This is a genomic window from Methylobacterium sp. CM6244, from assembly GCF_054817885.1.
Window position 1 is genome coordinate 760,324 of the sequence record NZ_CM139247.1, and the last position, 13,877, is coordinate 774,200.

At 61.0% G+C, this 13,877-nt stretch carries 8 protein-coding genes and 2 pseudogenes; 2 read left to right on the top strand and 8 right to left on the bottom strand.

Annotation, left to right across the window (positions count from 1 at the left end; genetic code table 11):
* Nucleotides 1–13: 13 nt before the first annotated feature.
* Nucleotides 14–1,086, bottom strand: a pseudogene (locus ACYQML_RS03460) (IS630 family transposase).
* Between the two features lie 596 nt (nucleotides 1,087–1,682).
* Here ACYQML_RS03460 and ACYQML_RS03465 point away from each other — a divergent pair.
* The gene (locus ACYQML_RS03465) at nucleotides 1,683–3,737 is read left to right on the top strand and encodes a PAS domain-containing sensor histidine kinase (protein WP_461234714.1); all 2,055 of its coding nucleotides are present in this window, start codon (nucleotides 1,683–1,685) and stop codon (nucleotides 3,735–3,737) included.
* A gap of 76 nt (nucleotides 3,738–3,813) precedes the next feature.
* Here the strand turns inward: ACYQML_RS03465 and ACYQML_RS03470 are convergent, their stop codons facing one another.
* Both ACYQML_RS03470 and ACYQML_RS03475 read right to left on the bottom strand, forming a co-directional pair.
* Nucleotides 3,814–4,470: a response regulator transcription factor gene (locus tag ACYQML_RS03470; protein WP_461234715.1), complete on the bottom strand. Its 657-nt coding sequence runs from the start codon at nucleotides 4,468–4,470 to the stop codon at nucleotides 3,814–3,816.
* Nucleotides 4,471–4,824: 354 nt separating this feature from the next.
* Complete coding sequence (locus tag ACYQML_RS03475) at nucleotides 4,825–5,580, bottom strand: sensor histidine kinase (RefSeq protein WP_461234716.1); 756 nt, start codon at nucleotides 5,578–5,580, stop codon at nucleotides 4,825–4,827.
* Nucleotides 5,581–5,805: 225 nt separating this feature from the next.
* Here ACYQML_RS03475 and ACYQML_RS03480 point away from each other — a divergent pair.
* A pseudogene (locus ACYQML_RS03480) lies at nucleotides 5,806–6,030 on the top strand (transposase); the annotation flags it as partial.
* 428 nt (nucleotides 6,031–6,458) lie between these two features.
* Here ACYQML_RS03480 and tehA read toward each other — a convergent pair.
* From tehA to ACYQML_RS03505, 5 genes are all read right to left on the bottom strand, one after another.
* Nucleotides 6,459–7,829 (bottom strand): dicarboxylate transporter/tellurite-resistance protein TehA, encoded by a 1,371-nt coding sequence (gene tehA, locus ACYQML_RS03485; protein ID WP_461234717.1) that lies wholly within the window; start codon nucleotides 7,827–7,829, stop codon nucleotides 6,459–6,461.
* Nucleotides 7,830–7,979: 150 nt separating this feature from the next.
* On the bottom strand, nucleotides 7,980–8,366 hold the full coding sequence (locus ACYQML_RS03490) for a hypothetical protein (protein ID WP_461234718.1): 387 nt from the start codon (nucleotides 8,364–8,366) through the stop codon (nucleotides 7,980–7,982).
* Nucleotides 8,367–10,328: 1,962 nt separating this feature from the next.
* Nucleotides 10,329–11,102: a Pnap_2097 family protein gene (locus ACYQML_RS03495; RefSeq protein WP_461234719.1), complete on the bottom strand. Its 774-nt coding sequence runs from the start codon at nucleotides 11,100–11,102 to the stop codon at nucleotides 10,329–10,331.
* Nucleotides 11,103–11,333: 231 nt separating this feature from the next.
* Nucleotides 11,334–12,266 (bottom strand): transporter, encoded by a 933-nt coding sequence (locus tag ACYQML_RS03500; protein ID WP_461234720.1) that lies wholly within the window; start codon nucleotides 12,264–12,266, stop codon nucleotides 11,334–11,336.
* 337 nt (nucleotides 12,267–12,603) lie between these two features.
* Nucleotides 12,604–13,872: an MSMEG_0569 family flavin-dependent oxidoreductase gene (locus tag ACYQML_RS03505; RefSeq protein WP_461234721.1), complete on the bottom strand. Its 1,269-nt coding sequence runs from the start codon at nucleotides 13,870–13,872 to the stop codon at nucleotides 12,604–12,606.
* Between the last annotated feature and the right edge of the window lie 5 nt (nucleotides 13,873–13,877).

The following is a 13,877-nucleotide window of genomic DNA, read 5'->3' on the forward strand; positions in this document are numbered from 1 at the left end:
CTAGTGCCCTGACTCAGACGGATGGTTCAAGGGCTCGGCTGAGGGCGTCGAAGACTGCAGAGGCGGGTTTGGTCCAGATGAAGGGCTTTGGGCTACGGTTGTGCTCGGCGATGTAGCGATTGATGGCGACCTGCAGGTTGACGACGCCGGTGAAGGTGCCCCGCTGTAGACGACGACGGGTCAGGGCAGAGAAGAAGCCCTCGACGGCGGTGAGCCATGAGGCCGAGGTCGGCGTGAAGTGGAAGCTCCAGCGCGGATGGCGGGCAAGCCAGGCGCGGACTCGCGGGTGTTTGTGGCTGCCATAGTTGTCCAGGATGACGTGGACGAGCTTACCGGCCGGCACGGCGGTCTCGACGGCGTCCCGGTAAACGGATGAACTCACCGTGGCGATGGCGCTGCATGCAGCGGCCGAGCACCGTGCCGTGCAGGACGTCAAGGGCGGCAAACAGCGTCGTGGTGCCGTGGCGGGTATAGTCGTGCGTCTGCGAGGCCGGATGCCCGGGTCCGAGGGGCCGGTCGGGGCGCGTGCGCTCCAGGGCCTGGATCTGGCTCTTCTCGTCGATGGACAGCACGACGGCATGGGCGGGCGGGTCTTGTGTTGTGACCCACCACATCCTCGACCTTTGCAGCGAAGGCCGGGTCGTGCGAACGCTTGAACGTGCGCACCCGGTGCGGCTGCAGGCGGTGCGCTTCCCAGATCCGTTGCACGGCGCGCAAGGAGATCCCGACGCGCTTGGCCAGGGCGCGCCCGGTCCAGTGGGTGACCTCGTCCGGCGGCTCCGAACAGGTCAGTGCGAGCACCTCTGCCACCGTCCGCGTGGAATGCGGCGGCGTGCCGGGTGGGCGGGTCTTGTCGCGTAGCAGGCCCTCGACGCCCTCCTCGGCAAAGCGCTGCTGCCAGCGCCAGACCGCGGGCCGACTGACGCCGGCTTGCCGAGCCACCTCTTGCACGGTCAGGCGCTTGCCTGAAAGCAGGACGATCCGGGCGCGCAGGATGTGCTTGAGGGGACGGGAGCGGTCACCCGCGATCCCGGCCAACTGGGACATCGTGGCGTCATCGAGGAGTACACAGACAGTCTGAGCCATGGCCCAGACTCGCACGCTTCACGACCCGCGTGAATCATCAGTCCGCATCACTGCACTAGCGCCCTCTCATTCAATTTTTCATAGGTTAAATCATAGTTTAAGGTCAGCATTATGTGTCTAACTCGCGGATTCATTGCAATTCAAAACTTAGGTTGAATTTGAACTTTGAAACGTTGAGGATAAAACTATGTGAAAATAGCGTATCTGCTTCATGCTTTGCAAGCGAGCTTGTAGCCCTGGGCCAGTAGGTGCCGACGCAAGTCGATCGTATTCCTCACGAGTAAGTCATCAAATTTTCGCAGCGGGTTACCAGTTGCCGATCGTCCAGCCAGATTGATTGAGTACGGGCCCATGACCCGCATATGGAAGCCGCAAATCCCATATCGATTCAACGAAATGAAGCCTTTGCGCGCTTGCCACATTCCTTCCACGGCGGTGCACTACTCACGTTACTGCAACGTAAGAGAATAGGAGTCCGATCCCAGGAAGGCTTGAGCTAGACAAGCCGCGTAGCCTCTATCATTAGCAGCTATGCCGTCGTGCAGTCTGTTGCGCCGGTGAGGGAACCAATAAGGGTTCCGTCGAGGCCGGCTGGGATGCGACTGGCGGCAACCAACAGAGGAAGCCAAGTGCAGCGAGTTCCAGCGCAACTGCTCGACGTGGCCAGCGAAAGCCTGATCTCGAGCAGTCCGGACGGAGAGATCACCAGTTGGAACCTTGCCGCAGCCATGCTGTACGGCTGGCAGCCACATGAGGCGCTGGGTCGCAAGGTTGCCGACTTGATAGGCGGGTATTCCGAGAAAGCTAAGGATGCCGTCGGGGTTGCAGGTGCCTGGGAGGGAAAGCAAGAGCGGCGGCGGCGCGATGGCTCGACGTGCACAGTGCGCCTTCGGCTGGCCCGATCAACCGAACTCGAACCTCCAGAATGGATGGAAGTCTCGTCGGTCTTGGACACCGAGCATCCGGCCGAGCGCGCCCTGGCTGCAAGCGAATACCGCTATCGCAATCTCTTCGGCGCAGTAGCAGCTTCGTTCTGGGAGCTCGACTTCAGCGGCGTCGGTTTGATCCTGAGCGAACTCGCGGAAAACGGGGTTACCGATTTTGCTGCACACCTTCGGGCATACCCTGAAATTTCTCGCGAGATGATGAGGGCGACCCGGATCGTCGACACGAACGACCGGTCACTCGAGATGTTCGGCCCAGGGAGCAAGCGAGAGTTGATCGCCACTCCGCTGGATTACTACTGGCCTGACGACAGCACTTCGGACTTCACAGAAAGTGTAATCTCGGCAATCACAAAGAGGCCGCGCCATGTTGCCGAGACGCGGATGCGTGCGCTCGACGGCCGAGAGTTCGAGGCGGTTTTCACGGTTTCGTTCTTGCCCGGCACAGTAGGAGGGGGGACCCTTCTTGTGGGATTCACGGACATCTCAGATCGTGTGCAGGCTGCACGTCTGCTCGGGGACGTGACCACGAGCAGGCAAATGCTCATGGATGTACCCACGATCGCCCTGTCCGAGCTTGCAGCGCCCGAGGTTGCACAGGCTTTCAGTCGGCTACGGTCGGAGGGCATCCCCGACCTGCGCCAATACATCTATCGCAATCCAGACTTCATCGACTTTGTGATCGAGCATCTGCGGCTCACATCCGTCAACGAGGCGGTCGTGAGGCTCTTCGGAGCGCGCTCTGCAGAAGAACTGATTGGCCGCAGCATGACTGGCATCATCCCGCCGGGAAGCGAGGCGATGCGGCGCTCGATCGAGAGTTCATACCTTCGTGAGCCGGTATTCCAATCGGAGATGCGAATATTTCGCTTGGACGGTACTCCGGTGGACACGCTGTTCTGCCGGGTTTCGAACCCCGACCCGACACGCAGTGACGTCCTGGTCGCGCAAATCGACATCACCGAACAGATCAGGGCGCGAGATGAAGTGGAACGAATGCGTCAGGAACTCGCTCATGCGTCACGCATATCACTTCTTGGACAACTTACTGCATCGATCGTACACGAAGTAAGCCAACCGATCACAGCGATCTCGAACCATGCCGCCGCCGCAGAACGGCTCGCACGATCTCCCGAACCGCCGACCCTCAGGTTGGCAAGTGTACTCTCCCTCATAGGAAAGCATGCATCAAGGGTTGGAGAGATCATTCAAAGACTCAGAGCTGTCGCCGCCAACAGGGAGGTTCCGATGGCGCGTCTCTCGCTTCATGAGATCGCATCGGAGACCCGCCTACTTCTCCGCCAGGAGCTTAACGAAAAGAGCGTGCAGGTCTTCCTTGATCGCGCGCTGGCCATTCCCGCGGTCCGAGGCGACCGTATCCAACTTCAACAGGTTCTCTCTAATCTGATGATGAACGCTATTCAGGCGATGGAGGGGATACCTCCCGGCGATCGCCGCATGGACCTTAGATTCCGATCGGAAGGCCGAACCGTCCGCGTGGAGGTTTGTGACAGCGGTTCGGGCCTCTCGAAGCAGTTCCTCGCCTCTCCGTTCCAGATCTTCAGGACCAGCAAGCCGGATGGTCTGGGGATAGGCTTGACCATTTGCCGGTCCATAGCCGAGGCGCATGGCGGATCCCTCGAGTTGCGCGACCGTAGCGACGCACGAGGCGCGATATCGGTCCTAACTCTTCCCGTCGCCGAGTAGCCCTATGTCCAGTTGCCTTCGCGCATCGCGCCCGCGGCAGCAGCTCAGCCAGGCATGGCGGGTCCCTATCTTCGCATCATGACCTAATCAGCTCGACCTTACGGACCATGTCTGCGACGGACACGGACTTCAGCTTACGACCGGCACTGGAACGGTGCATCTTCACTGTGATCTCGGAGATACCAAGCTCGAAGGCGATCTGCTTGTTCAGTAGTCCCCTTCTTACACCCTCGAGGACATCGCGCTCGCGCGGTGTGAGCTGGATCGCCAGTAATCGGATCCCGTTCACCTCCTCGTCCTCCCTGCGACGGTCAACGTCGCGTCGCAGGGCCTCGGCCACAGCATCCAGCAGTTCCTGCTCACGAAATGGCTTGGCCATAAAGTCGACCGCGCCTGCCTTCATGGCGCGCACCGACGTCGGCACGTCCGCATAGCCGGTCAGGAAGATAATCGGAACTCGGATTCCTTGCTTGGCCAACTGCGCCTGCAACTCAAGACCGCTAGCACCAGGCATACGCAGGTCGAGGATAAGGCACGTAGGCCGTTCCGGAACGCCAGCCGCCATCAGTTCGGCGGTAGAACCGTATGTCACGGATTCTGTGCCGATAGAAAGAAACATGTCGGTGAGGCTGGCGCGAACGTCGGCATCGTCATCCACGACGATCACGAGCGGCAACGCGTCGGTTATGTTGGAGCCTACCGCCTTCGTCGTCGGTTTCTTAGCGACGTTCATCTCTCCCAGCCTCGACGTGGTGCCAGTTATCGCGCGACCTTAGCGTGGCCACGATTTTCACACTAGGACGGATTAATTTGCTTGCGGCATACGTTGGTATGGGTTTGAGCCGACCTGCACGATTAATCCGTCCAAGTAAGCGTCTGTCTCGCCGGTTAGGCCGCATACCATGACCTTTCCTCTCTCCCGAGGACACCTCAGTCCGCGATAAGCACGACCACGCTACAGAGCACGGCGACGGCCCCTTCGAGCGATGCGTTGACGTCGATGGGGAAGATGCCGAGTACGATTAGGACGTCTGCGCTCTGCACGGTCAAGCCGCTCTGAAGTCCGGCCGCATATGTCGTCCAGAACTCAACATTCCTCATCGGAGATTGTCCGGCGATCGACGCAGCGAGCGATCACGCTGAAAACGGATCCGTGCCCGTATCGAGAGCGCACTTCGACCGGGTGACCTAGCCCCTGGGCGGTCTGGCGTACAATATGTAGGCCGAGGCCGAGCCCGGCCCCGTCACGTCGCCCGCCGCGGTCAAAGGCTTGGAAGATGCCGGTCAGGCGTTCGGGCGCGATACCCGGACCGTTGTCATGTACTTCAATCGTGATCATGCCGCGCATGCGTCGGCACCCGACAAGTACGCGCCCGCCCCGGCCTGCGTACTTGACGGCGTTGCCTACGAGGTTGCGCAGGATGGTCTCCAGCATCGCCTCCTCGCTGTAAACCCGCAGATCCGTAGCGTGAACCCGGAGTTCTACCCCGACAGCCTCGGCGTATGGCTGCGACTCGGAGACAATAGTCGCCAGCAGCGGTCCGAGCGGCACCGTGCAGAGTTGCGGCGGCGTGCCGTCGGCCTGCGAGGAGCGCGCGAGATCGTCGAGTGCGCGCCCGAGCCGCTGAAGGGCGTCACTGGCCAGCCCGAGGCGTGCGGCCGCGCGGGGACCCACCCCGTCTAAGACCGCGCGCTCAATGGCCATGAGGGCGATTTGAAGCGGCTGTTTGAGGTCGTGGCCCGCCACCGTTAATAGGCGAGACATGGTGCTGCAAGCCGCCTCGGCACGCTGCACTGCGTCATGCGCCGCAGTTCCGCTCGGGATCGTCACCGTCAGTCCCACTCAAGCCTCCTCGCTTGGCATAGGCCCCCTCCGGGCGCCTCGACCGAAGCCACCATGCGGCGAAGCTGGCCACAATGTAACCATACAGAAGTCTGGTGAGCTGCCGTCGCACCGGCAGCCACTTGGCGGCGGCAGCCGAGCGGTTCCCGTTTCAAGGCTTGACCAGACCGGCTGGCTTTGGACCGGGCTGATTGAGAGGATCAGCCAGTACCGAAGGAGCTGGGCATGAAGCGAGGTCAGAAGACGGGTGCGGACCAGGTGGTGCTGAAGCTGCGACAGATCGAGGTTCAGACGGCACACGGCAAGAGTTTGGCGATAGCGTGTAGGGAAGCGAAGATTTCCGAGCAGAGTTACTATCGCTGGCAAAAGGAATACGTGGGCCTCCAGATTGACCAAGCGCGTCGGATGAAGGATCTGGAGCGCAAGAACGCGCGTTTGCGCCGGCTCGTGCACCAGGAGATCTTATACTCACTGAAGGAGGCGCAGATCGTGATCGAGATCTGTCAGAACACCTACAATCGCATCCGGCCGCACTTCCCTTTTGGTTACCAGCCGACTGCACCCGTCACCTTCCCGGATTTGGCTTTTGAGCTACTCATTGACCCCGTGATACAGTAGTCTCTTATTTGGCTCGGTCCAGAATACTGATCAGACCAATCGAGTTCATCGTGACCATGGTGCTTGAGCCCAATAACAAGGGCGACCGGGTGAGAAAGGAACTTACGGCTAAGTTCCTGCGGTACAAGCATCATGGCAACGAGGAAGTCGTCTCTGATCCCTGCTTCGAGGAAGGCCGAAAGCACGGGTCGACTGGCGGGAACTTCCTGCCAATCTCTCCTCGCTGGCGAGGATGCCGTTGTCCTTACTTTCGGGCTTGATCAGCTCGCTTGCACGACGGGTTTGGGCAGTAGCTCGTTCCGCAATGCGAGCCGAAGAGTGGCGATTGCGACCGCGATCACAACAAGATTCGCGATAACAAAGAGTAGGGGCGCGAGAGTGGCGACTGCGTTTCCGTCGCCGCGCTGCAGAAGGCGCAGCGGTACAGTGCCGAGGGCAGTCGCCCCGAAAGTGAATGCCCAGTATCCCGGGGTGAACGCGCCCGTCCAGATCCAACGGGAAAGTCGCACAAGCACCAGACCCTGCAGCAGGCCATAGCCGAGCAGGGCGTGCACAACGATGTCGGGCGACCCAGCCGTGACGCTGAGATAGGACAAGGCTGCGACGGGTGCCGGTGCAAGCTGGATGCCGAGCGTCGGTTTGAGAGCAGCGGCGAGGGCGGGCGCGGTAAGCAATCGATGGATCAGCACCGACTCGATCGCCAGCCAGGAAAATAGACCCGCACCGAATGCGAGTTGTCCCCAGTCCGCCCAGCCGAGTGCGCCCGCCACTATCCCGGTCACGAAACTGCCGGCGACAGTTGGCAGGTACAGGACCGGGGTGCTTGTTCCGGCATCCCGGCCACCGTGCCACAGGCCGCCCGTGCGCCAGATGGCGAAGACCAGCGTGAACAGTGCACCGGCGGCGAAGAGAGCCTCGGCGATTGTGCGCGAATATGGGAGGGCGCCGCCCGCGATCAGCATGGTGGACACGCCGATCAGGCCTACGAAGCAACATTGGACCGGGTGCTCAAGCTCGGCCGAAGCAGCGGGAGAATCCACCAACCACTTTCGGACGTAGAGGATCAGCAACAACGCCCAGACGAAAGCCGCCAGAGCCATCAGTCCTTCCCCGATCGCTGATGGCAACCCCCACGCCTCGTGCGCTGCCCGCCAGCTGCTGCTTAGACCCGCAAGCCCCAGCACCATGCCGAAGAACGAGGTCGGAATGGTGGGTGCCGGGGATGCTGCCCCCACGCTTATGGCCGCGACGTTTACCGGATTGCCCATCGTCTCTCTCCTTTTTCCAGTGATCCGTATCAATCGGCCGCAGCGTTGCGCGCTAGGAAGGTTGCCGGCAGTGCCGTCCCGTGGATCCATGAAGATCTTGTCGGTAGACGTGTGGTATGGCGTGTTGACGGACAGGAACGGCATCGGCCTTGCCGGCATGTCGAACAGGGCCTCGGCAGTGCCGCCCCCAAGAAGGAGCAACTGGCCGGGCGCAAATTCGGCGACGGTGGCTGAGTCCTCCACCCGAGACACGCTGTGCCCGGAGAGGACGTAGAGGTTCCTGTCGCAGGCCGCGCAACAATGCGCTGATGTGCCATGGTAGACACAGAAGGCCCATGAGATCGCCACCTCCCGATGGGCCAAGTAGATATCACGAAGAGGGTTCTCACAGTTTCCGGGGGCTCGGCAGCCCCCGCCCTGAGATGGAATCAGGTTGATCTCGAAGGATTTTTTTGGAATTTGCCCATCGTAGATCCCCCTCCAACATGGATTGGCAGTACAGGTCACGCGCTCTCACAACCCAGCGGCCTCCATGCGGAAGCAATCCGTTTGTGCGTGGTGTTGCCAGTGCCCCCCGATCTCCGCAAACGGGTCGTCCACGCGGTTGGCCGGGCGTTTGAGCTCGATCACGTCGACCAAGTGGAATGGTCTGATAAGATCATTGAAATCGAAACTGAGAGGCTTCGAAGCCACCGCGGTAACGTCGAGCCGTGCGGCAATACCTGAGCGGCGACCTCCTTGCTGCGCACGCCCGACGGCCCACGCGGCCACCTGAAGCGGCTGCCCGAGGCCGGGTCCAGCGACTGCGAGCAAACGGGGCATAGCCACCGCGACGCTTTCGGCTACCGCAACGGGTAGTATCGAGAAAAATGAGGCTTCACTGTCAATCAACCTAGGCATCGTCGTTCTCTAGGTCGACCGTTGAAGCGCCGTTCGGCTGCAGTTCGATGCGAAGAAACATGCCGTGCCGAGGCGGGAAGTGGAACTATACGAAGGTTGGGGTCAGGCAATACCTCAGAGGAGAAACAAGCCCGGGATATTTGACAAGCGCTGTAAGCGGCTATCGCTGCGGCGCTCTGGATTGATATGATCTCATACCAGCGCGATGCTGGCTTAGTCTCTCGCTCATTTACATCGGAAGAGAGAAATGGTTGCCGAGAACGTGGAAGGTGCGCCGCGATCCACCGAAGGGATGAGGATAAATGTGCAAAGGTATCACCCAAGCATCTGACAAGGTCATCCGAGATAATCTCGTAACGAACAACCTCTTTCGCCCCACCCATAAAGGATGGCGGCCGAACCGTCTTGTTGATGAGCGCAATTATGACGATAATAGGCAGGTCCGGCGCGTTCTGCCGATCGCGGTGCCGCACCCCCCGCCCGTTGATGCCGGCCATGTTCATGTCCGTTAGACGACTACTTTCGCAAGCTCCTGGTGGTGGGAGCAGTGTCGGTAATCCATCTGGCTCGCACGAGCACGCGCGGCGCAGCGGTATAGATACACTCACTCCTGAAGCGTCATTCGGTTCGGGTCGTAACCGTCGCCATGGTCAACAAGACGACGGGCATAGTGTGGCGCTGCTGGCGTGTGGCGGCGCCTATCACGAACCAAGTCACGCCTGATGGAATCGCTGCGGTTCCCCCGCAGCTCTGGACTGTAGGGGTGCAGGAGGGGTGATGATCGGAACGCCGCCGCATGCCAAGCGCTCCGCAGCATAGTCCAAGCTGCGTGCTCGGTCGCTTGAACGGGCCTGGTCAGCGGACTTCATCAGAGCCAGCGGTCACCGGTGTCGCGCCAACAGGCCGGAAAGGTAACCGCACCAGACAAATTGTCCGCCCCCCCGACTTCACCCTCGCAGAGCTAGAGCCGTCCAAAAATGACTATGCGGTATCGTTCGGCGAGCCGTCTCAGCCGTAAGGCCGCTGTAGAAAGCTTATTCCCTAGCACATCCCTCCACTCACGCGTGAAGATCGAACCGTCATACCCTGGAACCGAACATCAGTCGAGTTTCCTGCGATTCAGCGGATGGAAGTAGCAGTCCCCTCCCCATCATTACACCGAAGGGCCAGACCATCGCTGTAACCGCTACGGAGGAGGCCGACGGCTCCCGTCGCGTCGATTCCTTACCTAGGGATTGAGTGTTCCACGCTTGGATACCGGCGGCGGAACGTCCGCTTGTCACACATGTCGTCCCACACCTTTTTATCAGAAACTAGACTACAGTATGTACCCATTATATAAAAGTCATGATATAAATTAGGAGCCGAACATTTATGCTTACTTCAGAAGCACACGCATGGCGCGGTGCAATTAGATAAAGGAGAATTGTCGTGCATAAAAGTTTGTTCTTTGCTTTGACGGTCGTTGCAGGCACCTTCGGAGTTGCACAGGCGCAGGAAGTGCGCACGTTCGAAGCATGGGGGCATCAATTTCAGGCCCCCTCGTACCGCACCGACGGCATGGTTGTTGAATCATCGCGTGCTAAGGATGACTTGACCACAGGATCGGTTCGGCACCCCGCGAAATCAGATTTACATCAGGATAGAACTCTACCGATTCAGGCAGGACCCATTCCTGAGGGTATGCCGTCACCTAACGGCGCTGGGCTTCACCCAGGCCAGTGGTGGTCCTGCCCAATCTGCTAAACGTCACTCTAAGGGCGGTTCGCCTAACGCGGACCGCTCCTTTTGAGCCGAACTGCAGCCTCACCTTCGGATCAATTCACGCCGACCACAGAACAGGAAGCGAAGCGGCAATATCACAAGCTCAACACAAGGCCATTTTTGCCGCAACTTCGCACCTGATCGACCGAACTCGGGTGGGCCAGCCAAGAAAACGGGCAGTCACAAACATACTCTAACTCAAGTTATTGCACGGCATGTCATGACCTCTGCGAGGAGCCTACCGTCTACCGAGCCACATAGTAGGGCGCGATGGTGACACACATTACTGTGCTGTGAAGTCAGAATGCGCACCGTGAGGTCGTCACCTATCTCAATGTTCGCATGGAAAACAGCTCGACGCTCGCGAGTCGCATACAGAGCCGCATCCTTTCCGATGAGGCGCCATTCGGCCCGATCCACGGCCGCGATGAAGCTACTGAAGTAAAGAAGCCCAGCGCCGTTGAAGTCTAAATAAGGGCACGGCTCGATCAGCACGGCCCCCAACTCATACTCTTCTGCACACTCACCATGATGCGAGACGCTTCGGTCGCTAGCGGCGAGTTCGACTTTCCTGACCTGAGGGGGAAGTTTAATATTTTCTCCACCTTCCATCCTCGCGCGGGTAATGGATCGGTTTACGCCCTCCGCCTGCCGTCTCACGAATACGGATGTCATCTCCACATCCGCGATCAACCGGTCCTGGCACGCGGCTAAATGGCGACTGACGACCCGGGTCTCCGAGAGGTGCGCAATCGTCGAGCTTACATCCAAGCTGTCATTCTCTCGAACGCCGCCAAGGTCGCCACCCTGCAGCGAGATGTTTCGGAACGCGGCGTAGATGGGCTGGTCGCCCACGGAACCGAACCCGGTCGCCGCCCTACCATAGGCCTTGGCGATCATGTTCCAGTGACGATGCCCGAGTTCCTTCCACAGCCAGTTCTCGGAAAGGCCGTTCGGGCTGAGGTGCGGCATGCCTAGGACATAGCTGGACGCGTCCGAGGGGGGCGAGCCGGCACCAGCCAACCGCATGTGTAAACTCATCGACCTACTCCGTTGCGGAGGGCGGGACCGGGTGGCGGTAGCTGTTGAGACTGAACCACCCGGCCCCTATCAAAGCGGGGTCCTTGGGAAGGATTTTCACTTCGATTGCGGACGCGGCACCGTCACCTCAAGTGTGGGCGATCCGGGCCGCGAACTCCGGGATCAATACTTTCGGACGAGATTGACCGGCATCGGCTCGGCAGCCTTAGGCGCGCTGTATAGCGGGGCGATGAGACGAATGAAGCCGTCGGTGGATTCGGTGCCGCGGGTCCGGACCGCGACGTCGCGGGCGACCATCAGCTGCGCCGTGAAGGGCCCGAAATCATAGCCGATCAGGCCGCCGACCGCGAAGCGCCCGGCCCGGGTGTAGCCCTGCGCGGAGGCCCGCGCGAAGTCGCCGCCGCCGAGCGGCAGGTCCGTCACCCCGTAGGCGACCGCACCGACCTCGAACTTGCCGAACTTCTTGGTGGCCGTGAGGTCGAGCAGGAGGGCGTCGGCAAGGTAGAGCGGACCAATCGCCCGGCCGGCGGCCCCCTCGAACCGACCGGGGGAGTCGTAGAAGTTATGGGTCAGGTTGGCGGTGAGGTTCCAGCCATCGCCCGTGTAACTCGCTGCGAAGCCCTGGCGGTAGGTGTTCGACGAGAACTGCGTCAGGCCACGACCGGCATCCAGATCGTTCAGATGGACCGCCGCCAGGTAGCTGACGCCGAAGTTGTTGCCGAGGTCCCAGGCGAAGATCGATCCGACCAGGGTTCCGACGTTGACTGAGAAGTCGCGGTTCGGCAGGCCGCCCGGATTGTTCGGGAAGCCGAACACCGTGGGCTGGGCGAGCAAAGGCTGGACGTTGGCACCGAACAGCTTGAAGCCCGTCGACCAGACCAGGACCGGCACGTTGATCGCGGTATCCGTCGAGAACCGGGTGTCGTTCCGGCGGAAGATGAAGGTGTCGATGGCGTAGATGCCCTCGGGAAGCGGCGCGCCGACGGCGAGACCGACCTGCTCGCCGGGGATGGTGGTGGATTGCGCGAACGAGGCGGTTGCGCCCAGGGTGATAGCGGCGAACGTCCCTGCCGCGACCGCGAACTTCTTCAACATCATCAATCCCCTTCTCGGATCTGCATCAGGCAGCCGCAACCGTCCGCCGGGAAGCATCGGCGTTACTGGCATATCGGCATTCTTGTTAGATGTTTATTTTGATTGATTGGATGTACACTAAATTTGTATGCATATCCAACAATGATTATATTCTACGTCGTAAGTCTTCGTAGTCTACCTGATATTTCTTGGCCGATGCTTGGAGTGATGCCTTGTTGCATGGATGGCACAGGCACTACATCGTCGGAGCGATCCCTTGGGCTTCGAGGGAACGAGACAGAAGCGGTTGCACCGGATATGCTGCCCGGTGCCATCCAGCCTACCCAAGAGGTCAGCCTCAGACCGCGAACTTCAGGGCGAACCGTTCAGTGCCGAGGCGCTGCTGGATCGCCTGGACGACGTGTTCGGCATCGCGGCCGACCGCGCCGAAACGTCCGGAGCCCCAGGTGTTCAGCCAAGGCAGTCCGATGAAGTATATCCCCTCCTCGTTCGTGACGCCCCGCCTGTGCTTCGGGCTGCCCGAACCGTTGAACACGGAGGCGTCGAGCCAGCGGAAGTCCGGCGAGAAGCCGATGCACCAGACCACCGACGTGATGCCGGAACCGTCGAGGGCGAGGCTGGTGACCGGCTCGCCCGGCTCCCAGACCGGCGCGTAGTGCGCCTGCTCCGGGGCCTCGATGCGCTTCTCTGCGATGTACTTGTCGATGGCCGCGTTGATGCCGTTGTAGGTCCGGTCGGCGCCGTCGAGCGAGCGCTTGAGGTCGTCGCGGAAGCGCAGGCTACCGTCCCGGTAGTCCTCCATCAGGCCGTAGAGCGTCATGCCCTCGGTGGCGAAGCGGCGCAGGTCGATGTCGCGTCCGCCGTCACGGCCGGTGACGTAGTGGTTGGTGTTGTCGCGCACCCCGTCGCGCAGCGGATGGTTGTCGACGGTCATCTCGTAGTAGCCCATGTCGGCGAGCCAGGTGACGACGTCCCGACCCCGATAGAACCGGGCGCAGCGGGGTGCGTCGCCTACCGCGAGGTGCACCTTGCGCCCGGCGAGGTGCAGGTCTTCGGCGATCTGCGCGCCGGACTGGCCGGACCCGACGACGAGCACCTCGCCCTCGGGCAATTGGGCGGCGTTGCGGTACTGGTTCGAGTGGATCTGCGTGATCGAGTCCGGCAGCTTCTCGGCCATGCGCGGGATGATCGGCGTGTGGTAGCCGCCCGAGGCCACGACGATCTCGTCGGCGGTGTAGTCGCCCTCCGAGGTCTGAACCGAGAAGATCCCGTCTTCCTGCCGCTCGATGCGGGTGACCGAGACGCCCTCGCGGATCGGCGGGTTCACCTTGGCGACGAAGGCCTTGAGATACGCGACGATCTCGTCCTTCCGCATGAAGCCGTCCGGCTCCGGCCCGTCATAGGGATGACCCGGCAGATCGCACTGCCAGTTCGGCGTGACGAGGCAGAACGTGTCCCAGCGCTGCGTCGACCAGGTGTGGGCGGCGGTGTTCTTCTCGAAGACGAGGTGCTCGATGCCGCGCTGCTTGAGGTGGTAGCTGACCGAGAGGCCAGCCTGGCCGCCGCCGACGACGGCAACGGGAACGTGACGGGGGGTGGACGTCATGGCTC

Bases quoted from the DNA above. Each gene is read 5' to 3' on its own strand.
- ACYQML_RS03465 (WP_461234714.1), top strand. From the start codon at position 1,683: ATGCGACTGGCGGCAACCAACAGAGGAAGCCAAGTGCAGCGAGTTCCA.
- ACYQML_RS03470 (WP_461234715.1), bottom strand. From the start codon at position 4,470: ATGAACGTCGCTAAGAAACCGACGACGAAGGCGGTAGGCTCCAACATA.
- ACYQML_RS03490 (WP_461234718.1), bottom strand. From the start codon at position 8,366: ATGCCTAGGTTGATTGACAGTGAAGCCTCATTTTTCTCGATACTACCC.
- ACYQML_RS03495 (WP_461234719.1), bottom strand. From the start codon at position 11,102: ATGCCGCACCTCAGCCCGAACGGCCTTTCCGAGAACTGGCTGTGGAAG.
- ACYQML_RS03500 (WP_461234720.1), bottom strand. From the start codon at position 12,266: ATGTTGAAGAAGTTCGCGGTCGCGGCAGGGACGTTCGCCGCTATCACC.
- ACYQML_RS03505 (WP_461234721.1), bottom strand. From the start codon at position 13,872: ATGACGTCCACCCCCCGTCACGTTCCCGTTGCCGTCGTCGGCGGCGGC.